27 protein-coding genes are annotated in these 24,246 nt (G+C 70.5%); 5 read left to right on the top strand and 22 right to left on the bottom strand.

What is annotated here, in order from left to right:
* The 14 genes from rpsC to rfbB form a co-directional block, all read right to left on the bottom strand.
* Positions 1–438: 30S ribosomal protein S3 (gene rpsC / locus UK12_RS20935; protein WP_045304594.1), on the bottom strand; the 438-nt coding region annotated here is incomplete at its 3' end.
* Positions 438–785 carry a 50S ribosomal protein L22 gene (rplV, locus tag UK12_RS20930; RefSeq protein ID WP_045304593.1) on the bottom strand — a complete coding sequence of 116 codons (348 nt, stop codon included), beginning with the start codon at positions 783–785 and terminating at the stop codon, positions 438–440. The genes rplV and rpsC, both read right to left, overlap by 1 nt.
* Before the next feature lie 58 nt (positions 786–843).
* The gene (gene rpsS, locus UK12_RS20925) at positions 844–1,125 is read right to left on the bottom strand and encodes a 30S ribosomal protein S19 (protein ID WP_030280772.1); all 282 of its coding nucleotides are present in this window, start codon (positions 1,123–1,125) and stop codon (positions 844–846) included.
* Positions 1,126–1,136: 11 nt separating this feature from the next.
* Positions 1,137–1,973, bottom strand: coding sequence for a 50S ribosomal protein L2 (gene rplB / locus UK12_RS20920; RefSeq protein WP_045304592.1), 837 nt, complete (start codon positions 1,971–1,973; stop codon positions 1,137–1,139).
* A gap of 43 nt (positions 1,974–2,016) precedes the next feature.
* On the bottom strand, positions 2,017–2,337 hold the full coding sequence (gene rplW, locus UK12_RS20915) for a 50S ribosomal protein L23 (protein ID WP_045304591.1): 321 nt from the start codon (positions 2,335–2,337) through the stop codon (positions 2,017–2,019).
* Complete coding sequence (gene rplD, locus UK12_RS20910) at positions 2,337–3,014, bottom strand: 50S ribosomal protein L4 (protein ID WP_045304590.1); 678 nt, start codon at positions 3,012–3,014, stop codon at positions 2,337–2,339. Before rplD ends, rplW begins: the two co-directional genes overlap by 1 nt.
* Positions 3,015–3,018: 4 nt before the next feature.
* Positions 3,019–3,666, bottom strand: a complete 648-nt coding sequence (gene rplC / locus UK12_RS20905) for a 50S ribosomal protein L3 (RefSeq protein ID WP_045304589.1) — start codon at positions 3,664–3,666, stop codon at positions 3,019–3,021.
* Positions 3,667–3,680: 14 nt separating this feature from the next.
* A complete protein-coding gene (gene rpsJ / locus UK12_RS20900) occupies positions 3,681–3,989 on the bottom strand; it encodes a 30S ribosomal protein S10 (protein ID WP_012785157.1) in 309 nt (102 codons plus the stop codon).
* 478 nt (positions 3,990–4,467) lie between these two features.
* Entirely contained in the window at positions 4,468–5,763 is a 1,296-nt protein-coding gene (locus UK12_RS20895) for a hypothetical protein (protein WP_045304588.1), read from the bottom strand.
* 10 nt (positions 5,764–5,773) lie between these two features.
* Positions 5,774–6,658 carry a glycosyltransferase family 2 protein gene (locus UK12_RS20890; protein ID WP_045304587.1) on the bottom strand — a complete coding sequence of 295 codons (885 nt, stop codon included), beginning with the start codon at positions 6,656–6,658 and terminating at the stop codon, positions 5,774–5,776.
* A 9-nt stretch (positions 6,659–6,667) separates the two neighbouring features.
* Entirely contained in the window at positions 6,668–7,468 is an 801-nt protein-coding gene (locus tag UK12_RS20885) for a glycosyltransferase family 2 protein (RefSeq protein WP_045304586.1), read from the bottom strand.
* Positions 7,465–7,830, bottom strand: a complete 366-nt coding sequence (locus UK12_RS20880; RefSeq protein ID WP_045304585.1) for a DUF2304 domain-containing protein — start codon at positions 7,828–7,830, stop codon at positions 7,465–7,467. The genes UK12_RS20885 and UK12_RS20880 overlap by 4 nt, the downstream gene beginning before the upstream one ends.
* Positions 7,831–7,978: 148 nt before the next feature.
* On the bottom strand, positions 7,979–8,848 hold the full coding sequence (rfbD, locus tag UK12_RS20875; RefSeq protein WP_045304584.1) for a dTDP-4-dehydrorhamnose reductase: 870 nt from the start codon (positions 8,846–8,848) through the stop codon (positions 7,979–7,981).
* On the bottom strand, positions 8,845–9,831 hold the full coding sequence (gene rfbB, locus UK12_RS20870) for a dTDP-glucose 4,6-dehydratase (RefSeq protein WP_045304583.1): 987 nt from the start codon (positions 9,829–9,831) through the stop codon (positions 8,845–8,847). The genes rfbD and rfbB overlap by 4 nt, the downstream gene beginning before the upstream one ends.
* An 81-nt stretch (positions 9,832–9,912) precedes the next feature.
* On the opposite strand from rfbB, the gene rfbA reads away from it, so the two are divergent.
* Positions 9,913–10,788, top strand: coding sequence for a glucose-1-phosphate thymidylyltransferase RfbA (rfbA, locus tag UK12_RS20865; protein ID WP_045304582.1), 876 nt, complete (start codon positions 9,913–9,915; stop codon positions 10,786–10,788).
* Positions 10,785–11,375 carry a dTDP-4-dehydrorhamnose 3,5-epimerase gene (rfbC, locus tag UK12_RS20860; RefSeq protein WP_045304581.1) on the top strand — a complete coding sequence of 197 codons (591 nt, stop codon included), beginning with the start codon at positions 10,785–10,787 and terminating at the stop codon, positions 11,373–11,375. The genes rfbA and rfbC overlap by 4 nt, the downstream gene beginning before the upstream one ends.
* Before the next feature lie 89 nt (positions 11,376–11,464).
* On the opposite strand, the gene tuf is transcribed toward rfbC, so the two are convergent.
* From tuf to UK12_RS20835, 5 genes are all read right to left on the bottom strand, one after another.
* A complete protein-coding gene (tuf, locus tag UK12_RS20855) occupies positions 11,465–12,658 on the bottom strand; it encodes an elongation factor Tu (protein ID WP_045304580.1) in 1,194 nt (397 codons plus the stop codon).
* Between the two features lie 235 nt (positions 12,659–12,893).
* Positions 12,894–14,999 carry an elongation factor G gene (fusA, locus tag UK12_RS20850; RefSeq protein ID WP_045304579.1) on the bottom strand — a complete coding sequence of 702 codons (2,106 nt, stop codon included), beginning with the start codon at positions 14,997–14,999 and terminating at the stop codon, positions 12,894–12,896.
* 39 nt (positions 15,000–15,038) lie between these two features.
* Complete coding sequence (gene rpsG, locus UK12_RS20845; protein WP_030457432.1) at positions 15,039–15,509, bottom strand: 30S ribosomal protein S7; 471 nt, start codon at positions 15,507–15,509, stop codon at positions 15,039–15,041.
* Between the two features lie 2 nt (positions 15,510–15,511).
* A complete protein-coding gene (gene rpsL, locus UK12_RS20840) occupies positions 15,512–15,883 on the bottom strand; it encodes a 30S ribosomal protein S12 (protein ID WP_014144289.1) in 372 nt (123 codons plus the stop codon).
* A gap of 387 nt (positions 15,884–16,270) precedes the next feature.
* Complete coding sequence (locus UK12_RS20835) at positions 16,271–16,909, bottom strand: DUF1707 and DUF4190 domain-containing protein (RefSeq protein ID WP_197085039.1); 639 nt, start codon at positions 16,907–16,909, stop codon at positions 16,271–16,273.
* Between the two features lie 284 nt (positions 16,910–17,193).
* Between UK12_RS20835 and UK12_RS20830 the strand changes: the two genes are divergently transcribed.
* The 3 genes from UK12_RS20830 (at position 17,194) to UK12_RS43425 (ending at position 21,031) form a co-directional block, all read left to right on the top strand.
* Positions 17,194–18,039 (top strand): ABC transporter ATP-binding protein, encoded by an 846-nt coding sequence (locus tag UK12_RS20830; RefSeq protein WP_331386661.1) that lies wholly within the window; start codon positions 17,194–17,196, stop codon positions 18,037–18,039.
* On the top strand, positions 18,036–19,649 hold the full coding sequence (locus UK12_RS20825) for a hypothetical protein (protein WP_045304578.1): 1,614 nt from the start codon (positions 18,036–18,038) through the stop codon (positions 19,647–19,649). The genes UK12_RS20830 and UK12_RS20825 overlap by 4 nt, the downstream gene beginning before the upstream one ends.
* 98 nt (positions 19,650–19,747) lie before the next feature.
* Complete coding sequence (locus tag UK12_RS43425; RefSeq protein WP_231591310.1) at positions 19,748–21,031, top strand: DUF2786 domain-containing protein; 1,284 nt, start codon at positions 19,748–19,750, stop codon at positions 21,029–21,031.
* A gap of 134 nt (positions 21,032–21,165) precedes the next feature.
* Here UK12_RS43425 and UK12_RS20815 read toward each other — a convergent pair whose 3' ends face one another.
* The 3 genes from UK12_RS20815 to UK12_RS43420 all read right to left on the bottom strand — a co-directional run bounded on the left by UK12_RS20815 (position 21,166) and on the right by UK12_RS43420 (position 24,246).
* Positions 21,166–22,170, bottom strand: a complete 1,005-nt coding sequence (locus UK12_RS20815; protein ID WP_045304577.1) for an ADP-ribosylglycohydrolase family protein — start codon at positions 22,168–22,170, stop codon at positions 21,166–21,168.
* Positions 22,171–22,181: 11 nt separating this feature from the next.
* Positions 22,182–23,390 (bottom strand): cytochrome P450, encoded by a 1,209-nt coding sequence (locus tag UK12_RS20810; RefSeq protein ID WP_156178839.1) that lies wholly within the window; start codon positions 23,388–23,390, stop codon positions 22,182–22,184.
* 169 nt (positions 23,391–23,559) lie between these two features.
* Positions 23,560–24,246, bottom strand: coding sequence for a response regulator (locus UK12_RS43420; RefSeq protein ID WP_269432037.1), 687 nt, complete (start codon positions 24,244–24,246; stop codon positions 23,560–23,562).

Raw genomic sequence — 24,246 nt, 5'->3', positions numbered from 1 at the left:
CTTGGCGCCGGACTTCATGGTGCCCTGCATCGACTTGCGCATGGCACGGCGGAACGACACGCGGGAGGACAGCTGCTCCGCGACGCCCTGAGCCACGAGCTGGGCGTCCAGCTCGGGGTTCTTGACCTCGAGGATGTTCAGCTGGACCTGCTTGCCGGTCAGCTTCTCGAGGTCGCCGCGGATGCGGTCGGCCTCGGTGCCACGGCGGCCGATGACGATGCCGGGGCGAGCGGTGTGGATGTCAACGCGGACGCGGTCGCGGGTGCGCTCGATCTCAACCTTCGAGATGCCGGCCCGCTCCATGCCCTTCGTCATCATGCGACGAATGGCAACGTCTTCCTTGACGTAGTCCTTGTACAGCTTGTCGGCGTACCAGCGGGACTTGAAGTCCGTGCTGATGCCGAGGCGGAACCCGTGCGGGTTAACCTTCTGGCCCATTACCGGGTCCCTTCCTTGCTGCTGACGACCACGGTGATGTGGCTGGTCCGCTTGCGGATCCGGTAGGCACGGCCCTGGGCACGCGGACGGAACCGCTTCAGGGTCGGGCCCTCGTCAACGTACGCCTCGCTGATCACGAGGTCGTCCACGTTGGAGTGGTTGTAGTTGTGCGCGGCGTTGGCAATGGCGCTGTCGAGCACCTTGCCGACCGGCACGGTGGCTGCCTGCGGAGCGAAACGCAGGACGGCCTGGGCCTCCGTGGCGTTGAGGCCACGAATGAGGTCCACCACGCGGCGGGCCTTCATGGGCGTGACGCGGATGTACCGCGCCTGGGCCCTGGCTTCCATGGTTGTCCCCTTAATGGAGTAAGTCATTGAGTCGTTCTGGCGCTTGAAGCTCAGGCGCTTAGCGACGCTTCGACTTGCGGTCTTCCTTGACGTGGCCACGGAAGGTACGGGTCGGAGCGAACTCGCCGAGCTTGTGGCCGACCATCGACTCGGTGACGAACACCGGGACGTGCTTGCGGCCATCGTGAACCGCGATCGTGTGACCGAGCATGCTCGGCGAGATCACGGAACGACGGGACCAGGTCTTGATGACGTTCTGGGTACCCGCCTCGTTCTGAGCGTCCACCTTCTTGATGAGGTGGCCGTCGATGAAGGGGCCCTTCTTAAGACTGCGCGGCATCTGACCTGCTCCTAGCGCTTCTTGTTGGTCTTGCGGCGGCGCACGATGAGCTTGTCCGACGCCTTGTTCGGGCGACGGGTACGGCCCTCGGGCTTACCCCACGGCGAGACCGGGTGGCGACCACCGGAGGTCTTACCCTCACCACCACCGTGCGGGTGGTCGATCGGGTTCATGGCGACACCACGCACGGTCGGGCGGACGCCCTTCCAGCGCATACGGCCGGCCTTGCCCCAGTTGATGTTCGACTGCTCGGCGTTGCCGACCTCGCCGACGGTGGCGCGGCAGCGCGCGTCGACCAGGCGGATCTCACCGGAGGGCATGCGCAGGTGCGCCATGCGACCCTCACGGGCGAGCAGCTGGATGCCGGAACCGGCGGAGCGGGCCATCTTGGCACCGCCACCGGGACGCAGCTCCACCGCGTGGATGGTGGTACCGACCGGGATGTTGCGCAGCGGCAGGTTGTTGCCGGGCTTGATGTCGGCGGCCGGACCGTTCTCGATCTGGTCGCCCTGAGCAACACCGCGCGGGGCGATGATGTAGCGCTTCTCGCCGTCCGCGTAGTGCAGGAGCGCGATGCGCGCGGTGCGGTTCGGGTCGTACTCGATGTGAGCGACCTTCGCCGGCACGCCGTCCTTGTCGTGACGACGGAAGTCGATCACGCGGTAGGCGCGCTTGTGGCCGCCACCCTGGTGGCGAGCGGTGATACGACCGGTGTTGTTACGGCCGCCCTTGCTGTGCAGCGGGCGAACCAGCGACTTCTCCGGCGTGGACCGCGTGATTTCGACGAAGTCGGCCACGCTGGAGCCACGACGGCCCGGCGTAGTCGGCTTGTACTTGCGGATGCCCATTGGCTTCTCTCGTCCTCGTCCTTATCGACGATCACGATCTCCGTCAGGCGGAGACCGGACCACCGAAGATGTCGATGCGGTTGCCCTCGGCCAGCGTCACGATGGCGCGCTTGGTGTCCTTGCGCTTGCCAAAGCCCGTCTTGGAGCGCTTGCGCTTGCCCTGACGGTTGATCGTGTTGACGGCCTCGACCTTGACCGAGAAGACCGCCTCGACGGCCTGCTTGATCTGGGTCTTGTTGGCGCCCGGCGACACGATGAACGTGTACTTGTTCTCGTCGAGGAGCGAGTAGCTCTTCTCGGAGATGACCGGCTTCACCAGGACGTCACGGGGGTCCGTGAACGTCTTGCTCGTAACGTCGCTCATCAGGCGGCGCTCCCTTCGAGCTCGCCCTCAGCGGCAACGGCCTTGGCGGACGCGGCCGGACCGGCCACGAAACGCTCGAAGGCGGCCTGGGTGAAGACCACATCGTCGGAGACGAGCACGTCGTAGGTGTTCAGCTGACCGGCGTCCAGGATGTGGACGTTCGGCAGGTTGCGAGCGGACTTGAGGCCCAGCTCGTCCTCGCGCTCAACGACCAGAAGGACGTTCTTGCGCTCGGTGATCTTGCCGAACAGGCCCTTGGCGGCCTTGGTCGACGGCGCCTCGGTCGCGGTCACGGCGGTGATCACGTGGATCCGCTCGTGGCGGGCCCGGTCGGTGAGCGCGCCACGCAGAGCGGCGGCGATCATCTTCTTCGGGGTCCGCTGCGAGTAGTCACGCGGCACGGGACCGTGCACAACGCCACCACCGGCGAACTGCGGCGCGCGGGTCGAGCCCTGACGGGCGCGGCCGGTGCCCTTCTGGCGGTACGGCTTCTTGCCGCCACCACGGACCTCGCCACGGTTCTTGACCTTGTGAGTGCCCTGACGGGCCGCAGCGAGCTGCGCCACGACGACCTGGTGCATCAGCGGGATGCTGACCTTGGCGTCGAAGATCTCGGCGGGCAGCTCGACGCTGCCGGCCTTGTCGCCAGCCGGCGACAGGATGTCAATGGTGCTCATTTCCTCACAGCCCCTTCGCCGCGGTGCGGACGAGGACGAGGCCGCCGTTCGGACCCGGGATTGCGCCCTTGATGAGCAGCAGGCCCTTCTCCGCGTCGACCGCGTGCACGGTCAGGTTCTGGGTGGTCACACGCTCGTGACCCATCCGACCAGCCATGCGCATGCCCTTGAACACGCGGCCCGGGGTGGCACAGCCACCGATGGAACCGGGCGAACGGTGCTTGCGCTGGGTGCCGTGACCGGCGCCGAGGCCCTTGAAGTTGTGACGCTTCATGACACCGGCGAAGCCCTTGCCCTTGGAGGTGCCGGTCACGTCGACCTTGACACCCGCCTCGAACAGCTCAGCGGTGATCTCCTGGCCGAGGGTGTACTCGGAGGCGTCCGTGGTACGGATCTCGACCAGGTGGCGGCGCGGGGTGACACCGGCCTTGGCGAAGTGACCCGCGAGGGGCTTGTTCACCTTGCGGGGGTCGATCTCGCCGAAGCCGAGCTGCACGGCGCTGTAGCCGGCGGCGCTGTCGGCGGTGTGGACCTGGGTCACGACATTCGGCCCAGCCTTGACGACGGTCACCGGGACGACCCGGTTGTTCTCGTCCCAGACCTGGGTCATGCCGAGCTTCTCGCCCAGGATGCCCTTAATCTGCTTAGCCATCTTCGGTGCGCCTCTCAGAGCTTGATCTCGATGTCGACGCCGGCCGGCAGGTCGAGACGCATCAGCGAGTCAACCGTCTTCGGCGTGGGGTCGAGGATGTCGATCAGACGCTTGTGAGTACGCATCTCGAAGTGCTCGCGCGAGTCCTTGTACTTGTGCGGCGAGCGGATGACGCAGTACACGTTCTTCTCAGTGGGCAGCGGCACCGGGCCTGCGACCTGCGCACCAGTACGAATCACCGTCTCGACGATCTTCTTCGCCGAGGAGTCGATGACCTCGTGGTCGTAGGCCTTGAGCCGGATGCGGATCTTCTGTCCCGCCATGGCTACTCAGTAGTCCTTTGTGTCGTCTGTTGCCTCTACGGCCGGATTCGTCCGGGTGGACTGGTCCGGTGGCACCCCCGGATGGTTACTCCCTCCGACCCACGCGGTCGGGCGTGTCGCCCTTCCGCTTGCAAAAAACCGGACAAGATGCTCTCTTGTTCGGATTTCCACTCTCGATCGGTGAGGTCTTGCACCCACCAGGCGCCGGATCGAGGCCCCGCCCACGCTTCCCGGAAGATTCCCGTACTTTCGCCCCGCAGCTGCCGCGGTGTCGCTTACACACCACTGCATTCACACAGAGCACGTGAACACATGAACGGCCATCACGGGAACGACGAGTACATGGGACTCGCTTCCGGTCCTCCCGGCGGGAGGCGCGCAGCATCGGCAACTCAACCGAGCAACTTGGACATACTGCCACAGGAATGGGCCGGAACGCCAATCGGGGTCCAGAACAGTACCCAGGTGGCACGGACTGTCAAACCGCGTCGAGCGTCCGGGTGGCCCCCTCCGCCCGGACGGCGGCCCCGGGGCGGCGCAGCAGCCCGGCCGCCATGCCGGCGACCGTGCTCGTCGTCCCGGCGGCGTAGGCGAGGCAGACCCGGGTGCCGAGCGGGCCCGGCAGCAGGGTCACGGCGAGCAGGACCGCGGTGCCCAGCGCCCAGCAGGCGAGCTGGACCCGGTGCCGGTGCAGCACGATCAGCCCCTGGCCGAGCACCATCGCCAGCAGGTAGCAGAGCGTGCCCAGGGCCAGCCAGAGGAAGTCCGGCCTGGTCAGTACGGGTGGCGCGGCGAACAGCAGCCGGACCAGCCAGGGGCCGAGCACGACCGCGGGCAGACCCAGGGCGAGCGAGAGCAGCCCGACCGCCAGTGCGGCCTTGCGCAGCAGGGCGGTGAAGGCGGCGTACCGCCCCTGTGCGGCGGCGGCGGCCAGGCCGGAGAGCAGCGACGCCTGGAGCGCCCCGAAGACGAAGATCGGCACCCGGGCCAGCACCAGGGCGCTGAGCAGCGCGGTGATCAGGTCGACGGCCCCCGGTTCGAGCAGCTGGACGCTGACCACGGCGGCGCTGACGATCCACTGCGCGAGCAGCGTCGAGCAGACCAACAGGCCGAGCCCGCCCAGGAGTTCGGGCCAGCCGAGCGGCGGTCCCGGACGGGCGGCGCGCACGGTGAGCGGCAGGGTGGCGAGCAGCGCGAGCAGCGGCGCCGCCGTCAGGATCAGGCTGAACGCGAGCGCGGAGTGCGGCCCGGCGACGGCGCAGCCGAGGGCGAGCAGGATCCTCAGGGCCCCGTCGAGGCCGAGCTGGGTCCCGTACGCGCCGAAGCGGCCGAGCCCGGCGAGGACGCCCCTGGTCAGGTAGCAGCAGGCCATCGCGGCGAAGGCGGTGCCGAGGGCGGCGAGCAGGGCCCGGTCGCCGTGGAAGAGCAGGCCGGCCAGCGGACGGGCGGCGGCCGCCATCAGGCCGAGCACCGCGGCCAGCACGCCGCCGGTGAGCAGTGCGGCGCGGCGCAGCACCGGGCCCGCGCCCTCGCCGCGTACCGCGCGGGCGGCGACGATCCGGGTGAGCTCCTGCTCGATCGGGAAGAACAGGCCGATACCGACCGACATCACGATGGTCCAGAGCACCGAGACGCCCGCCATGTCCCGGGTGGAGAGGCTGTGCCCGGCGACGGCGAGGTGCAGGTAGGAGGCCGCGCCGAGCACCACCGTCCCGGCGGCCACGGCCTGGGTGCCGGGCGGGAGTGCGGTACGCAGCCTGGCTGTCGGGTTCATCGGCGCCGGGCTACCGGAGGGCGTGCCGGAGCATCGCCGTCACTCCCGGCGCCCCGGCGTGGCGGGCGGCGGCGGGCAGCAGGGCGAGGGCGTGCAGTCGGGAGGAGAGGTGGTGGCGGGAGACCCGGGAGGCGCGCGGCCAGCCGAGGGCGGCGAGCCGGTCGGCGGTCTCCCGGAAGAAGCGCTTGGCCTCCTCGAAGCGGTGTCCGGTGTACGCCGTGGCCGAGGACTCGCTGGCCGCGTGCCGCCGGTAGCCGAAGCAGACCTCGGGGGTGGTGGCCAGGCTCTCCCCCGCCGCCAGCAGGTCGATCACCAGGGCCAGGTCCTGGATCACCCCGAGGTCGGCCCGGAAGCCGAACCGCCGGACGGCCTCGGTGCGCCAGCAGACGGACGGGAAGTACAGCCAGTTGCCGCGCAGCAGGCTGACGGCCAGCCGCTCGCCGCAGAGCAGGGCGCGCTCGGGCCCCGAGGGGGCGTACAGCCGGCGTTTGGCGCGGTCGGCGAGGGTGTCGTACGGGAGTCCGTCGCTGCCGATCACCTGGACGCCCGGCTGGATCATCGCGGCGCCGGGCTCCCGGCCGGCGGCCCGGCGGACGACCGAGAGGTAGTCGGGGTGCATCAGGTCGTCGCTGCCCATCAGGACCAGGTACTCGTACTCGGCGAGGTCGACGCAGCGGTTGAAGTTGCCGGTGACGCCGAGGTTGCGCTCGTTGCGGTAGTACCGGACCCGGGGGTCGGCGAGCTGCTCGAACCACTCGGGGACGCCGGGCTCGCGGCCGTCGTCCACCACGGTGAGCCGCCAGTCGGTGCCGTCCTGCGCGAGCACGCTGCGGACGGCGGCCTGCATCAGGGCGACGTCGCCGTAGTAGGGCAGAGTGATCTCGAAGCGGGACATCGGGCGCCCTCACCCCTCCGTGGCGAGCTGACGGCGCGCCAACTGCTCTTCCAGGTAAGCGGCGTAGGAGGGCGAGCCGGGAGCCAGCTCCTTGAGCTCGCCGGGCATCCGCCGGATCACCGCGAGCAGCAGCACCAGGCCGGCCCGGACCAGATAGATCATCGCCTTGACCGTTGAGGCGCTCGGCCGCCCGGTGGTGCGGGCCCGCATCGCCACCGGGACCTGGCGGACCGCGAAGCCGCAGCGGGCCGCGCCGACCAGGCTCTCCACGGTGTCGCCGAGGTACTCGACGGGGTACCAGCGCGCGAAGAACTCGATCAACGGGCGGTTGCAGGCGCGGAATCCGGAGGTGGTGTCGGTGAGGCGGGTGTGGGTGAGCCTGGAGAGGATCACCGAGAGCAGCGCCATCGCCCAGCGCCTGGGACCGCGCGCCCGGTACTCGCCCTCGCCGTCGAACCGGGCGCCGATCACCAGGTCGGCCTCGCCGAGGTGGGCCAGCAGGGCGGGGACGTAGGCCGGGTCGTGCTGGCCGTCCGCGTCCACCTGGACGGCCACGTCGTAGCCGTGCTCGCGGGCGTAGCGGTAGCCGAGCCGCATCGCACCGCCCACCCCGAGGTTGAACGGCAGCCGGGCCACCGCCGACCCCGCGGCCGCGGCGACCTCGGCGGTCCGGTCCGCGGACCCGTCGTCCACCACCAGGGTTTCCACGTACGGCAGTTGCTGCTTGATCTCGCCGAGGACGGCGGAGAGCCCGTCGGCCTCGTTCCAGGCCGGGAGGATGATCAGGACACGGCGGCCGTCAGGGGTCATCGGGCCTCTCCGCCCTCGGCGCCGTCCGGGAGCTCGGCGAGCCGGGAGCGGATCAGCGCGACGTCCTCGGCCAGGGTGCGGGTCTTGGCCTCCAATCTGCTGGCCTCCCAGCTGAGATGGAGGCTGACCAGCAGCACCAGGACGAACCCGGCGAACAGCACCAGACTCACCCCGGAGGCCACCCCGACGCTGCGCGCGGTGGAGTCCAGCAGCGAGGGGAAGAACCCCAGCGGGGCCACCACCACGCCGATGCAGAGCCAGATGGCCGCGTACTTCTCGCGCAGCTGCTGCCTGCGGAGCAGTTCCAGGATGTAGGCCAGCACCACGATGCCGGTGATCGAGGTGAGGGTCGAGAGTTGCACAGCCGTTGCTGCCTTCCGTGGCCAGAGCGGTCCCTGGAAGGGGAACGCCGGCAACGGATTCGAGGTAGCGCGGCAAACGGGTGAACCCGTCCGGGTGCGGACGGCGCCTGGTGCCGACGGCGCCTGAACGGGCCCGCCAGGAGCCGCCCTACCCGCCGGCCTTCGGCGTCTGGAAGGCGGGCCGCCGCAGCGCCTTGGCCAGCGACTCCCGCCACTCCGGCAGCGGCGGCAGCCCGGCCTCGGCCCACCGGGCGTGGCCCAGCACGCTGGAGCCCGGCCGAACCGCCGGACGGCGAAAGGCCGTCGAGTCCGTCGGCCGTACCCGCTCCGGGTCCAGGCCGGCCAGCTCGTACGCGGCCCGCGCCAGCTCGTACCAGCTGGCCCGACCGGCCGCGGTGCCGTGGTAGATCCCGGGCGGAGCGGTCGCGGAGCGCCCCAACTCGGCCAGCCGCAGCGCGAGCTCGTACGACCAGGTGGGCTGGCCGAACTGGTCGTCGACGACCTGGACGCTCTCCTGGCGGGCGGCCAGCGAGAGCATGGTGCTGACGAAGTTGCGCCCGTGCTCGCCGTACAGCCAGGCGGTGCGGACGATGTACCCGGCCCCGGGCAGCAGCCGGGCGACCGCGCGCTCCCCTTCGAGCTTGCTGCGCCCGTACGCGTTGAGCGGCCCGGTGGCGGCGTCCTCGGGGTACGGGTGCTCCGAGTCGCCGGGCAGCACATAGTCGGTCGAGACCTGCAACAGCCGCGCACCGCTCCGCGCGCAGGCCCCGGCCAGCTCGGCAACCGCCGTGCCGTTCACGGCGGTTGCGGCCTCCTCGGCACTCTCGGCGCCGTCCACGTCCGTCCAGGCGGCGCAGTTGACCACCACGTCGTGCCCGGCGACGGCGGCCCGGACGGCCCCCGCGTCGGTGATGTCGAGTGCGGCCCGGTCGAGCGCGGTGACCTGGTCCCCGGCCAGCACCTCCAGCAGGTCCCGCCCGAGCATCCCGCCCGCGCCCGTGACCAGCCAGCGGGTCACTCCTGCACCGCCGCAGGCTTGCGGCCCGCCTTGAGCGGCTCCCACCAGGCCCGGCTCTCCCGGTACCAGTTGATGGTCTCGGCCAGCCCGTCGGCGAAGGAGACCTGCGGCTCGTAACCGAGTTCGGTGCGGATCCGGCCGATGTCCAGCGAGTAGCGCAGGTCGTGCCCCTTGCGGTCGGGCACCCGCTCGACCATCTCCCAGCCGCAGCCCGCCGCCTCCAGCAGCAGGCCGGTCAGCTCCTTGTTGGTGACCTCGGTGCCGCCGCCGATGTGGTAGACCTGCCCGGCCCGGCCACCGCGCAGGACCAGGTCGATGCCCCGGCAGTGGTCCGAAACGTGCAGCCAGTCACGGACGTTGGCGCCGTCGCCGTACAGCGGCACCTTCTTCCCGTCGATCAGGTTGGTGGTGAACAGCGGGATGACCTTCTCCGGGAACTGGTAGTGCCCGTAGTTGTTGGAGCAGCGGGTCACCACCACGTCCATGCCGTGCGTGCGGTGGTAGGCCAGCGCCAGCAGGTCGCTCCCCGCCTTCGACGCGGAGTACGGGGAGTTGGGGGCCAGCGGCCACTCCTCCGTCCAGGACCCCTCGGCGATCGAGCCGTAGACCTCGTCGGTGGAGACGTGGACGAATCGCGCCACGCCGTGCTTCCGGGCGGCGTCCAGCAGGACTTGAGTACCCATCACATTGGTCCGTACGAACGGGCCGGCCCCCGCGATCGACCGGTCCACATGGGACTCGGCGGCGAAGTGCACCACCACGTCGTGACCCGGCATCACATCGTCGACCACCTCGGGGTCGCAGATGTCGCCCTGCACGAAGGCGTACCCGGGATGCCGGGCCACCGGGGCGAGGTTGGCCTCCACGCCCGAATAGGTGAGCTTGTCCAGGACGGTGATCCTGGCCCCGCCGTCCGCGCCGAGCTGCGACCGGACGAACTCCGAACCGATGAACCCGGCACCGCCGGTTACGAGGATGCGCATAGTGCGGGAAGTGTACCTCTCGGTGAAGATCGGCGAAATCATGTCGCGACTTCGCGCACCAGGACGCATAACCTGCCTCACATGCGAGGAATTCTCCTGGCGGGGGGCACCGGTTCACGACTGTGGCCGCTCACCCGCGCGGTCTCGAAGCAGCTCCTGCCGGTGTTCGACAAGCCGATGATCTACTACCCGCTCTCCACGCTGGTGATGGCGGGGATCCGCGAGATACTGATCGTCACCACCCCCGAGGACCAGGCCCAGTTCCGCCGCCTGCTCGGCGACGGCTCCCAGTTCGGACTGCGGCTGGAGTACGCCGTCCAGGAACGCCCGGAGGGGATCGCCCAAGCCTTCGTGCTGGGCGCGGAGTTCATCGGCGACGAGCCGGTGGCGCTGATCCTGGGCGACAACATCTTCCACGGCAGCGGGCTCGGCACCCGGCTGGCCGACCACACCGAGCTCACCGGCGGCCTGGTCTTCGCCTACCAGGTCGCCGATCCGCGGGCGTACGGCGTGGTCGAGTTCGACGAGGAGGGCCAGGTGATCTCGATCGAGGAGAAACCCGCCTTCCCCAAGTCCCGCTATGCCGTGCCCGGACTGTACTTCTACGACAACCGGGTGGTGGAGATCGCCCGCGGCCTGCACCCCAGCCCACGCGGCGAACTGGAGATCACCGCGGTCAACGAGGCCTATCTGAAGGCCGGCGAACTGCACGTCACCAGGCTCGACCGGGGCACCGCCTGGCTGGACACCGGCACCTTCGCCTCGCTGATGCAGGCCTCCGACTTCGTCCAGGTGATCGAGGAGCGCCAGGGCCTGAAGATCGGCTGCCTGGAGGAGACGGTCTGGCACGCCGGACTGATCGACGACGCCCAGCTCCGCACGCTGGCCGAACCACTGCTCAAGAGCGGGTACGGCCAGTACCTGCTGGATCTGTTGGACGAGGAGAACTCCCAGTGAAATTCCGCGAGTTGACCATCGAGGACGCCTTCGAGGTCACCCCGCAGCTGCACGGCGACCCGCGCGGCCTGTTCACCGAGTGGTACCGCTTCGACCGGCTCGCCGAGGTGGTCGGACACCCGCTGCGCCTCGCCCAGGCCAACCTCTCGGTCTCGGCCCGGGGCGTGGTGCGCGGCATCCACTTCGCCGACGTGCCGCCGGGCCAGGCGAAGTACGTGACCTGTGTGCGCGGCGCGGTCCTCGACGTCCTGGTCGACCTGCGGGTGGGCTCCCCCACCTTCGGCCGCTGGGAAGGAGTCCGGCTGGACGACACGGACCGCCGCGCGGTCTACATTCCGGAGGGAATCGGCCACGGTTTCTGCGCGCTGACCGACGACGCCACGCTCTCGTACCTGTGCTCGGAGACCTTCAACCCGGCCGGCGAGCACGGCATCCATCCGCTCGACCCCGGGCTGGCGATCGAATGGCCGGCCGAGGCTCCGCAGCTCTCCGCGAAGGACGAGGCCGCACCCGGCCTCGCCGAGGCCCTCGCCTGCGGACTGCTTCCCGACTACCGGGTCTGCAAGGCCTACACCGGGAGCCTGTGACGGAAAACGCGAGAGGGCCTCCCCGTCCTGATGGACGGGGAGGCCCTCTCGTCGAGCCTGCGGTGCAGAGCTCAGGTCAGAGCGTCAAATTACTTGACGATCTTGGTGACCTGGCCGGCGCCGACGGTGCGGCCACCCTCACGGATGGCGAACTTGAGGCCCTCCTCCATGGCGATCGGCTGGATCAGCACGACCGACATGGCGGTGTTGTCGCCCGGCATGACCATCTCGGTGCCCTCGGGGAGGGTCACAACGCCGGTCACGTCCGTGGTACGGAAGTAGAACTGCGGGCGGTAGTTGTTGAAGAACGGGGTGTGGCGGCCACCCTCGTCCTTCGACAGGATGTAGGCCTGGGCCTCGAACTCGGTGTGCGGGGTGACGGTGCCCGGCTTGATGATGACCTGGCCGCGCTCGACGTCCTCGCGCTTGATGCCACGGAGCAGCAGACCGACGTTCTCACCGGCCTGGCCCTCGTCGAGCAGCTTGCGGAACATCTCGATACCGGTGACCGTGGTGGTGGTCTTGGTCTCCTTGATGCCGATGATGTCGACAGTCTCGTTGACCTTGAGGATGCCACGCTCGATACGACCGGTGACGACGGTGCCACGACCGGTGATCGTGAAGACGTCCTCGATCGGCATCAGGAACGGCTGGTCGGTGAGGCGGGCCGGGGTCGGGATGGCCTCGTCGACAGCGTGCATGAGGCCGAGGAGCTTCTCGCCCCACTCCTTGTCGCCCTCCAGCGCCTTCAGCGCGGAGACGCGGACGACCGGCAGGTCGTCGCCCGGGAACTCGTACTCCGAGAGGAGCTCGCGGACCTCGAGCTCGACGAGCTCCAGGATCTCCTCGTCGTCCACCATGTCGGCCTTGTTCAGGGCGACAACGATGTAGGGAACGCCGACCTGGCGGGCCAGGAGGACGTGCTCCTTGGTCTGCGGCATCGGGCCGTCGGTGGCGGCGACGACGAGGATCGCACCGTCCATCTGGGCCGCACCGGTGATCATGTTCTTGATGTAGTCCGCGTGACCCGGGCAGTCAACGTGGGCGTAGTGACGCGCCTCGGTCTGGTACTCGACGTGCGCGATCGAGATGGTGATACCGCGCTGACGCTCCTCCGGCGCCTTGTCGATCTGGTCGAACGGCGTGAAGGGGTTGATCTCCGGGTACGCGTCGTGCAGCACCTTGGTGATCGCCGCGGTCAGCGTGGTCTTACCGTGGTCGATGTGACCGATGGTGCCGATGTTGACGTGGGGCTTCGTCCGCTCGAACTTCGCCTTCGCCACTGCAGTCCTCCTGAGGACAGTTCTGTACGCCGTACGACGTCAGTTGGTCTTTGATCGGGTTTGGTACGGAGTGCTCGTCGCACTCCATGCCGTCCCGCGGATTGGGGGCCGGAGGTCCTGGGGGGATCTGGGTGGATCCCCCCAGGTTTGCCTCCTAATAGCCTAAGGGGTCTGATTCGTCCCGAAAGCCGGGACGTACTCGGACCGCGGGCAAGGAGTCGGCTCGCGCCGGTCCTTACTCGCCCTTGGCCTTGGCGATGATGTCGTCCGCCACGTTCCGCGGAACCTCGGCGTACGAGTCGAACTGCATCGAGTAGCTTGCGCGACCAGAGGTCTTGCTGCGCAGGTCACCGACGTAGCCGAACATCTCGGAGAGCGGGACCAGCGCCGTGACGACGCGGGCACCGTGACGCTCGTCCATGGACCGGATCTGGCCACGGCGAGAGTTGATGTCGCCGATCACATCGCCCATGTAGTCCTCGGGCGTGGTGACCTCGACGGCCATCATCGGCTCCAGCAGGGCCGGACCGGCCTTGCGGGCGCCTTCCTTGAAGGCCATCGAACCGGCGATCTTGAACGCCAGCTCGGAGGAGTCGACGTCGTGCGAGGCACCGTCGAGCAGGGTCACGCGGACGCCCTGGAGCGGGTAGCCGGCGAGCACACCGAACTCCATGGCCTCCTGGCAACCGGCGTCGACCGAAGGGATGTACTCCTTCGGCACGCGGCCACCGGTGACCTTGTTGACGAACTCGTAGCCCTCGCCGGACTCGATCGGCTCGATCGCGATCTGGATCTTCGCGAACTGGCCGGAGCCACCGGTCTGCTTCTTGTGCGTGTAGTCGATACGCTCGACGGCCTTGCGGATCGTCTCGCGGTACGCGACCTGCGGCTTGCCGACGTTGGCCTCGACCTTGAACTCACGCTTCATACGGTCGACCAGCACCTCGAGGTGCAGCTCGCCCATACCCGCGATGATGGTCTGGCCGGTCTCCTCGTCCGTGTTGACCTGGAAGGACGGGTCCTCCTCGGCGAGACGCTGGATGGCAACACCCAGCTTCTCCTGGTCACCCTTGGACTTGGGCTCGATGGCGACGCGGATAACCGGGGCCGGGAAGTCCATGGACTCCAGGATGACCGGGTTCTTCTCGTCCGACAGCGTCTCACCGGTGGTGGTCTGCTTCAGACCCATGACGGCGATGATGTCGCCGGCGCCGACCGACTCGATCTCCTCACGCTTGTTCGCGTGCATGCGGTAGATCTTGCCGATGCGCTCCTTCTTGCCCTTGACGGAGTTCAGCACCGAGGTGCCGGACTCCAGGCGGCCGGAGTACACGCGGACGAAGGTCAGCTTGCCCAGGTGCGGGTCAGACATGATCTTGAACGCGAGGGCGGCCAGCGGCTCGTCGTCGGAGGCCTTGCGGGCGATCTCCACCGACTCGTCGCCGGGCTTGTGGCCCTTGATGGACTCGATGTCCAGCGGCGACGGCAGGTACTTCACGACGGCGTCGAGCAGGGGCTGAACGCCCTTGTTCTTGAACGCGGTGCCGCAGAAGATCGGGGTGAAGTCCGAGTTCAGGGTGCCCTGGCGGATCGCGGCGATCAGCAGCTCCTCGGGGATGTCCTCGCCCTCGAGGGCGAGCTCCATCACCTCGTCGCTGATGTTCGACACGGTGTCGATCAGGGCCTCGCGGTACTCGGCGGCCTTCTCGGCCAGCTCGGCCGGGATGTCGACGGTGTCGTACATCTCGCCCTTGGTGGCCTCGGGCGACCAGACCAGCGCCTTCATCTTCACCAGGTCGACGACGCCGACGAAGTCGGACTCCGCGCCGATCGGGAGCTGCATGACCAGCGGGGTGGCGCCGAGGCGGTCCACGATGGTCTGGACGCAGAAGTAGAAGTCCGCGCCCGTGCGGTCCAGCTTGTTGATGAAGCAGATGCGCGGGACGCCGTAGCGGTCAGCCTGCCGCCACACGGTCTCGGACTGGGGCTCGACACCGGCAACACCGTCGAACACCGTCACGGCACCGTCGAGGACGCGCAGCGAACGCTCCACCTCGACGGTGAAGTCGACGTGACCCGGGGTGTCGATGATGTTGATGGTGTGGTCGCTGTCGTCCAGCGTCCAGTGGCAGGTCGTCGCGGCCGACGTGATCGTGATGCCGCGCTCCTGCTCCTGCTCCATCCAGTCCATGGTGGCAGCGCCATCGTGGACCTCACCGATCTTGTACGAGACACCGGTGTAGAACAGGATCCGCTCGGTGGTGGTGGTCTTGCCCGCGTCGATGTGCGCCATGATCCCGATGTTGCGGACCTTGGCGAGGTCAAGGGAGGTTGCAGCCATGGTGGCTCGTTCTCTCTCTGTCTAGTGACGGGGTAGGGACTACCAGCGGTAGTGCGCGAAGGCCTTGTTGGACTCGGCCATCTTGTGGGTGTCCTCGCGACGCTTGACCGAGGCGCCCAGACCGTTGCTGGCGTCCAGGATCTCGTTCAGCAGACGCTCGGTCATGGTCTTCTCGCGACGAGCGCGCGAGTAGCCGACCAGCCAGCGCAGCGCCAGGGTGTTGGCGCGGCCCGGGCGGACCTCGACCGGCACCTGGTAGGTGGCGCCACCGACGCGGCGGGACTTGACCTCAAGGGTCGGCTTGACGTTCTCAAGCGCGCGCTTGAGGGCGACCACGGGGTCGGCGCCGGTCTTCTCACGGACACCCTCGAGGGCGCCGTAGACGATCCGCTCGGCGGTGGAGCGCTTGCCGTGCAGCAGGATCTTGTTGACCAGCGAGGTCACCAGCGGGGAGCCGTAAACCGGGTCGATGATGACCGGGCGCTTCGGGGCGGGGCCCTTACGAGGCATTCTTACTTCTCCTTCTTGGCGCCGTAGCGGCTGCGAGCCTGCTTGCGGTTCTTGACACCCTGGGTGTCGAGGGAACCGCGAATGATCTTGTAGCGGACACCAGGAAGGTCCTTCACACGTCCACCGCGCACCAGCACGATGGAGTGCTCCTGCAGGTTGTGGCCCTCGCCCGGGATGTAAGCGGTGACCTCGATCCCGCTGGTGAGGCGCACACGGGCGACCTTACGAAGCGCCGAGTTCGGCTTCTTCGGGGTGGTCGTGTACACACGCGTGCAGACACCGCGGCGCTGAGGGGAACCCTTCAGTGCGGGAGTCTTGTTCTTCTCGACCTTGTCCTGCCGGCCCTTTCGGACCAGCTGCTGGATCGTAGGCACCGTTTCTCCGTTTTCTGTGTGCCAAGGCTGCGTCAAACTAACCTGCGGTGACCCCAACTGGCCGACCCACGCGGTCGGGTGTGTTGAGCCTCTTTGATGGAGGAATCGCGGAATCCCATGATGCTGATGTGCAGCGACGGCGCTCGCGCGTACAGAGCGTTTTGCGACGCTCCGGTGTGGCGCGGCGGCCGGTGTGCATGCACGCACAAGGACCCGGGGACACCCCAGGCACAAGGTCAGAGCGTACCTAGCGCATCGGCGCCGGTCAAAACAAATGCAACGCCGCAGCTCAGCCCTGAACGGGGCCGGACACCCGGACGGCGTAGCCGGGCTCTGCCGTCTTACCACAGATGGCCCACAGCGGCGAACCGGGAGACCGCCGACCGGTCAGCCGGCGCTCGGGCTGGACCCCGCGATCAGGATCGCGAGGAACAGCAGCGCCCAGGCCGCGATCGACAGCCAGCCCAGCACCAGCCCGACGGTGGCCATCCCGTCCCCCGGCTCGTCCCGGCTGCGCAGCTGCGCCCTGGCGACATGGCCGGTCACCACGGCGGGGACGCCGGTCGCCCCCATGGTCGGGATGGTGAGCAGGCCGAGGACCATCGAGGTGACCGCCAGCGGGTTGGTGCGCGGCCTCGGCGGGGCCAGGAAGGCCGGCGGGGGCAGGAAGGTCGGCGGCACCACGGGCCCCGGGGCCGCCGACGGCGCGACGAACGGCCCGGCCGGCAGGTCGGCCACCAGCCGGCTCAGCTCCCCGTACGTCTTCGCCCGGTTCGCCGCGTCGAAGCGCTGCGCGTACTCCTCGGGGTCCAGCCGCCCCTCCGCGTACGCCGCTTTCAGCACGTCCACCGTGCGCTCGCGGTCGGTGTGCGCGGCGCGCATCCCGGACTGCGCCGAGACCGCGGGCTGGGCGGCCGGGGGCTGCTGCCAGGACGGGAGGTGCCCCGGTGCCTGGCCGACGGGCGGCCGGTGACCGGCGAAGGGTCCGTCGGACGGCTGCTTCATCTCCCACGGCTCCACGGCCATCAGGCCACCTCCCGACACCCGGCGCGCCGGGTGCGCGCCGCTTCGTCACTGAGCAGGACGAACCAGGCCGCGTACTAGTTGCCGATCCGTGCGGCCAATGCTGACGAGCGGGGCGAAATATCACTCATTCAGCCCAGAAACGCCCGATTCCCAGGCCCCCTGGGCCTGTTACCCCGGAAGTGGGAGGCTGACGGCACACACCTACCCGTGCACCGCAGGAGACCCCCGCAATGCAGGCGTCCACACCCCAGGCAGCGCCGTCCGGTCCCTCGTCCGCCTCTGCCGTGAGCATCCGCGGCCTGTGGAAGACCTTCGGCCGGCAGGCGGCGGTGGCCGACCTCGACCTCGAACTCCCGGCCGGGTCCTTCATCGGGCTGGTCGGCCCCAACGGCGCGGGCAAGACCACCACCCTCTCGATGGTCACCGGCCTGCTCCGCCCCGACCGCGGCACCGTCCTGATCCACGGCGCGGACGTCTGGACCGACCCGGTCGCGGTCAAGGCGCGGATCGGCATCCTGCCCGAGGGCCTGCGGCTGTTCGAGCGGCTGAGCGGGCGTGAACTGCTCCAGTACAGCGGCCGGCTGCGCGGACTGCCCGGCGCCGAGGTCGACCGCCGGGCCGAGGAACTCCTCACCGTGCTCGACCTGCTCGCCGCCGCCGACAAGCTGGTCGCCGACTACTCCACCGGTATGCGCAAGAAGATCGGCCTCGCCGCCGCCCTGCTGCACAACCCGGACGTGCTGTTCCTGGACGAGCCCTTCGAGGGCGTCGACCCGGTCTCCGCCCAGACCATCCGGGGCGTCCTCAAGCGGTACGCGGCGGCCGGCTCGACCGTCGTGTTCTCCAGCCATGTGATGGAGCTGGTCGAGCAGCTCTGCGACTGGGTCGCCGTGCTGGACGCGGGCAAGGTGATAGCCCAGGGCCCGCTGGACACGGTGCGCGGTGAACGCTCGCTGCACGCGGCCTTCCTGGAGCTGATCGGGGTCCGCGAGGACGACGGCCAGGCGCTCGGCTGGCTCGGCGCGGCGGCGCCCGACGGGGCCGCGGCGGTCAACGGCGCCCCGGCGAACGGCGCTGCGGCCGACGGAGCTTCGGTGGACGGAGCTTCGGTGGACGGGACCGAGCGATGAGCCTCGCCGTTCCCGAGGACCGGGTGGTCGTCCGGGCCATCGTCTCGCTCAGACTCCGGCTGCTCGCCAACGGGCTCAGGCGCAGCCCCCAGCGCAAGGCCGTGTTCATCCTCGGCACGGTGCTCGGGCTCGGCTTCGCCGTCGTGATGGCGCTCGCCCTGTCCCTGCTGCACGGCCGCCAGGGGGCCGGCGACGCCGCCGTGATGCTCACCACCGGACTCGCCGTCGGCTGGGCCGCCCTGCCGCTCTTCCTGTTCAGCACCGACGAGAGCTCCGACCCGACCCGGCTCACCATGCTGCCGCTGCGCCCGGGGCCACTGCTCCGCGGCACCCTGCTGGCCTCGCTGATCGGCCCGGGACCGGTGCTCGCGCTGGTCCTGCTGACCGGTGCGGCGGTGGCCGCGGCCGGCGGCGCGGCGTCGGTCCCGGCGGCCCTGGTGGGCGTACCGCTGACGGTGGTGGCCTTCGTGGCGCTGTCCCGGGCGGTCGCGGCCGGGAACGCCCGGCTGCTCTCCAGCCGCCGCGGCAAGGACTTCGCCGTGCTCGGCGGGCTGCTCTTCGCGCTGCTGATCCAGCTCGGGAACATCGCCTCGCAGAGCGTCTTCGGCCGTCCCGGCGAGCACGGCACGCTCGACCTCACGCCGCTGCGGCCGTTCGCCGCGGTGCTCCGCTGGGTACCGCCGATCAGTTCGATCGACGCCGTCCGCTCGGCCGGCGACGGCTCGTACGCCGTCGCCGTGCTGCAGCTCGCGCTCACCGGCGGCCTGCTGCTCCTGCTGCTGCGCTGGTGGCGCGGCAGCCTCCAGCAGCTGATGGTGACCGCCGACGCCTCCACCCAGATCGCCGTCAGGAGCGTCGGCCGCGCGCGCGGCGCCGGACTGCTGCCCGGGGGCCGGACCGGCGCGGTGATGCAGCGTCACCTGCGGTACGCCTGGCGCGAACCCCGGGCCAAGGCGGCCGTCTTCACCAGCATCGGGATGACCCTGGTGTTCTGCGTCCTGTCCGTGGTGCAGGGCTGGGCCTCGGTCTACGTGGTGGGCATCGCCGGCGTGATGCTCGGACTGCAGATGGTCAACCTCTTCGGCATGGACGGCTCCGCGTTCTGGATGGTCGCCGCCACCCTGAGCACCCGCGCCGACGCCCGGGCCGAACTGCTCGGGCGCGCCTGCGCCGTGCTCTCGTACGCCCTCCCGCTCTCGCTCGTCATCGGGATCGGGCTGGCCGCCGCCGACAACGACTGGGCCGACCTCGCCCCCGCCCTCGGCGTCACCTTCGCCCTCCTCGGCACGGGCATCGGCCTCGGCGCGGTCCTCAGCGTCCTCGCGCCGTACGCCATGCCCGCGGACAGCAACCCGATGCGCAGCGCCGCACCCGGGCAGGGCGGGCTGGTCCTGCTCAACGGCGTCGGCTCGATCGTCGGCGTCCTCCTGCTGAACCTGCCGCTCGGCGGCCTGCACGCCTGGCTGCTGGACTCGCACGGCCCGGACTGGATCATGCTGCCGATCGGCTCCGCCTACGGCGCCGCCCTCGCCGCCGTGGGCCTGCGGATCGCCACTCCCCGCCTGCTCGGCCGCCTCCCGGAGATCCTCGGCACGGCCGTCGAACGCTGAGGCCGCTTCCCCGGGCGGGTGGGCCGGATGTCGTCGGCCGGCCGGGGAGGTCCGGCATCATGGACCGGAGGTTCGGACTAGGCGGAAGCAGGGACACCGTGGGCAGGCACAAGGGCGAACGGGGTCCCGGCATGGACGGCCTGGTGGAGCGGGCGGCGCACCAGGTGATCGGCGCACCGGCGGAGGGGCTCGACCTGGCGCTGGACACCGGGGCCTCGCTGCTGGCGGCCTCGGCCGACCGGTGGCCCGAGGTGAGCCGGGCGGTGCTGGCCTTCGCGGAGCGTACGGTCGCACGGGCCTGGGCCGGCGGCTGGCGTCCGGCGGATCTGGCCCGGGTGGTCCGGCGCGGGCTCGGCCCGGTGCACCAGGCGCTGGCGGTGGACCTGATCGCCGCCGAGGGACGCCGGCACCCCGCCGCCACCCTGGACCGCCGCTGGCAGGAGCAGCTGCGCGAGCTGTCCGCCGAGGTGTGGTGGGAGGGGGACGAGGGCTACCTGCCGGGCTTCGCGCACCGCCACCGCCTGGACCGCTTCGCCCTGGCCACCACCGCCCTGGAACTGCTGCGGGCCTGGAGCCACCTGCCGCCGATCGCACCGGTCGGACCGGTTCCCGGGGCCGCGCCGCAGCGGCCGAGCGGCCCGGTGCAGGGTGAGCCGAGGATGCTGTCGCGGATCCGGGCGCTGCTGGCGAAGGCGGAGTCCACGGAGTACCCGGAGGAGGCCGAGGCGCTGACCGCGAAGGCCCAGCAGCTGATGGCCCAGCACAGCATCGACGAGGCGCTGCTGGCGGCCGCCCGGCCGGCCGCGGACGCCCCGGCGGCGCTGCGGATCGGAGTGGACAACCCCTACGAGGGCCCGAAGACGATGCTGCTGGACGCCGTCGCCGCGGCGAACCGCTGCCGGGTGGTGTGGGCGAAGGAGTTCGGCTTCTGCACCATCGTCGGCTTCGACCCGGACCTGGACGCGGTCGAGCTGCTCTACACCTCGCTGCTGGTCCAGGCGACCTCCGCGATGCACCGCGCGGGCAGCCGCCAGCACCTGGACGGCGCCTCCCGGACCAAGTCCTTCCGGCAGTCGTTCCTGGTGGCGTACGCCGCCCGGATCCGGGAGCGGCTGGCGGCCGCGACCGAGCAGGCCACCAGTGACGCCGCCGCCGGGCGGCATCTGCGCGAGGACGGCAGCTCCGAGCAGCTGGTCCCCGACGAGCGGCTGCTGCCCGCGCTCGCCGCCCGTGAGGAGGCGGTGGACGGCACGGTCGGCCGGATGTTCCCGAAGCTGACCGCCCAGCGGGTGCGGGTCAGCGACGGCGAGGGCTGGGCGGCCGGCCGGGCCGCCGCCGACCGGGCCTCGCTGCACGGCCGCGCGGGCGCCATCCGCTCCTGAGCGGCGGTACGCCCCGGGGCGGACCAGCGGGGCGGGGCTCCGCCCGACGGACCGCACGCGACCGGCCGCTGCGCGCCCGCCCGGTTCAGCCCTTGGTGATCACCCGCTTGACCGACTGCCCCCGGGGCGGAGGGTCAGGGCCGGTCCCAGAGTTCGCCGAGGGCGAGGAGTTCCTCGCGGTACTCGATGCGCCCGGTCCAGTCGGACGGCCAGGCCGCCTCGCCGTGGCGGGCACCGGCGAAGGCGCCGGTGAGGCAGGCGATGGAGTCCGAGTCGCCGGAGGAGTAGGCGGCCCGGCGGACGGCGGCCACCGGGTCGTCGGGCAGCAGCAGGAAGCAGAGCAGGCCGGTGGCGAAGGCCTCCTCGGCGATCCAGCCCTCGCCCGTGATCCCGCACGGGTCGCCGTCGAGGGACGGCCGGGCCAGGGCGGCGTCGAGGCGGTCCAGGACGGACAGGCAGTCGTCCCAGCCGCGCGCCGTGAAGTGCTCCGGCGCGGGGTCCTGGGCGTGCGCGGCGAGGTCGCCCAGCCACCGCTCGTCGTAGCGGGTGCGGTTCGCGAGCGCGTACTCCCGCAGCAGGCCGGGGAGTTCCGGCGGCTCGGCGCCCTCGACGAGCAGCCGTACGGTACGGGCGGTGAGGTCGCTCGCGGCCAGCGCGGTGGGGTGGCCGTGGGTGAGCGCGGACTGCAGCTGCGCGGCGCCGGAGCGCTGTTCGTCGCTCAGGCCGGGGATCAGCCCGACCGGGGCGACCCGCATGTTGGCGCCGCAGCCCTTGGAGCCGACCTCGCTGGCCTGCTGCCAGCGCAGCGCGGGCTTGCCGAGGCGCCAGCAGGCCGTGAGACAGGTCCGGCCCGGGGCACGGTTGTTCTCCTCCGAGCGGTACCAGGCGACGAACTCCGCCCGGACCGGCGGCTCCAGGCTCGACGGTTCGAGCGGGCCGGCGGCCAGCGCGGTCCGCAGGCCCCGGGCCAGGGCCAGCGTCATCTGGGTGTCGTCGGTGACCAACGCGGGCTCGGGCAGGGGGAGTTCACGCCAGTCGGGGCACCAGGCCGCGATGTGCTCGATCTCCTCGAACTCGGTCCGGTGGCCAAGGGCGTCGCCGATCGCCAGGCCCAGCAGTGCTCCGGTCGCCCTGCCCATCAGCTGCCCCCTCAGACCTCGACGATCAGTTCCCGCAGGCCCCGGATGACGTACCCGGGCCGCCACTGCGGCTCGCGGACCAGCCGCAGTCCGGGTGCCCGGCGCAGCAGCGCGCCGAAGGACTCGGTGAGCTCCAGTCTGGCAAGCGGGGCGCCGAGACAGAAGTGAATTCCCGCGCCGAAGGTGATGTGCGGGTTGTCGGTGCGGCCCAGGTCGAGGCGGTCGGGGTCGGTGAAGCGGGCCGGGTCGCGGTTGGCGGAGCCGAACAGCAGGGCGACCTCGGCGCCGCGCGGGACGCTCACCCCCGCGATCTCGGTGTCCTCCAGCACCCAGCGTTCGAACATCTGCAGCGGGGTGTCGTAGCGCATCAGCTCCTCGACGGCGGTGGGCAGCAGCTCGTCCACCGCACCGCGCAGCCGGGCGAGCTCGCCGGGGTTGCGGAAGAGCGCCCACCAGCCGTTCCCGGTGGTGTTGACGGTGGCCTCGTGCCCGGCGTTGAGCAGCAGGACACAGGTCGAGACCATCTCCTGCTCGCTCAGCGCGTCCGAACCGTCGGCGACCTGGACCAGCGCGCTGATCAGGTCATCGCCCGGCGCGGCCCGCCGTTCGGCGATCAGCCCGCGCAGGTACCCGGAGAACTCGACGCTCGCCCGCACGGCCCGCGCCGCCACCTCCGCCGAGGGGTTGAGCTCGAACATCCCGGTGATGTCGGCGGACCAGGGGCGCAGCAGGCCCCGGTCGCCCTCGGGCACGCCCAGCATCTCGGCGATCACCGCGACCGGCAGCGGTTCGGCGACCCCGGCGATCAGGTCGCCGCCGCCGTCCGCCAGCAGTGCGCCGACCAGTTCGTCCGCGAGCCGGGTCACGGTGGGCCGCAGCGACTCCACCGTCCGCGGGGTGAACGCCTTGGCGACCAGCCGCCGGATCCGGGTGTGGTCGGGGGCCTCCAGGTCGAGCAGTCCGTGCCCGTTCAGCGTGTGGAACGGCTCGTGCGCGGGGTCGGGCGCCGGTCGGCCGAACTCCTCGTGGGTGTAGCGGTGGGTGTAGGTGCGGCCGAGGCGGCGGTCCCGGAGCAGGGCGCTGACGTCCTCGTACCGGGAGACCAGCCACTGGCCGCTCGGCTCGTAGTAGCTGACCGGCGCCTGCTCGCGCAGCGCCGCGTACGCCGCGTACGGGTGCGCCACGAACTCGGCGGACCAGGGGTCGAACTGAGCAGCCACGATCACTCCTGCTGGTCGGGTGGCCATGGTAATCGGACCGGGAGTGACCCGGAACGGGCGGCCGCCGGCCGCACCGGAGCGCGCACGGCACCGGCAACCCCCGTGGCGCGGAGCCCTGTTCGGTGAACCGCGCACTGCCGCTTCGCCGGACAACCCGTTTTCCGCCCGGCTACGCCTCCCCCGCGACCACCGCTCCCGCCTCGTACGCGAAGACCACCGCGTGCACCCGGTCCCGCAGTTGAAGCTTGCTCAGCACATTGCTGACGTGCGTCTTCACGGTGTGCTCGCTGACCACCAGCTCGGCCGCGATCTCGGCGTTGGACAGGCCCCGGGCGAGCAGCCGCAGGGTCTCCTGCTCACGGATGGTCAGCCGGTCGAGCAGCTTCGCGGGGGCGCGCAGCACGGCGGCCGGCCCCGAGGGCCTGCGGGCGGCGAACTCGCTGATCAGGCGGCGCGTCACCGAGGGCGCCAGCAGCGCCTCGCCACAGGCCACCATCCGGACGCCGTGCGCGAGGTCGTCCCGGCGGACGTCCTTGAGCAGGAAGCCGCTGGCCCCGGCGTAGAGGGCGTCGTAGACGTAGTCGTCGATGTCGAAGGTGGTCAGCATGATCACCTTGGTGTCGGGGAACTCGCCGCAGACCCGGCGGGCGGCCTCCAGGCCGTCCATGACGGGCATCCGGACGTCCAGCAGCAGCACGTCCGGGCGGTGCTCCCGGACCGCCTCGACGGCCTGCGCGCCGTCCGCCGCCTCGGCGACCACCTCGATGTCCGGCTGGGCGTCCAGGATCATCCCGAACCCGGCCCGCACCAGCTCCTGGTCGTCGGCGACCACCACTCGTATCGCGTCCCTGCTCAC

The organism is Saccharothrix sp. ST-888, assembly GCF_000955975.1.
Lineage (GTDB): Bacteria > Actinomycetota > Actinomycetes > Streptomycetales > Streptomycetaceae > Kitasatospora.
The sequence above is the reverse complement of the archived record's forward strand: the minus strand, read 5'-3'. Positions and strand labels throughout refer to the sequence as shown.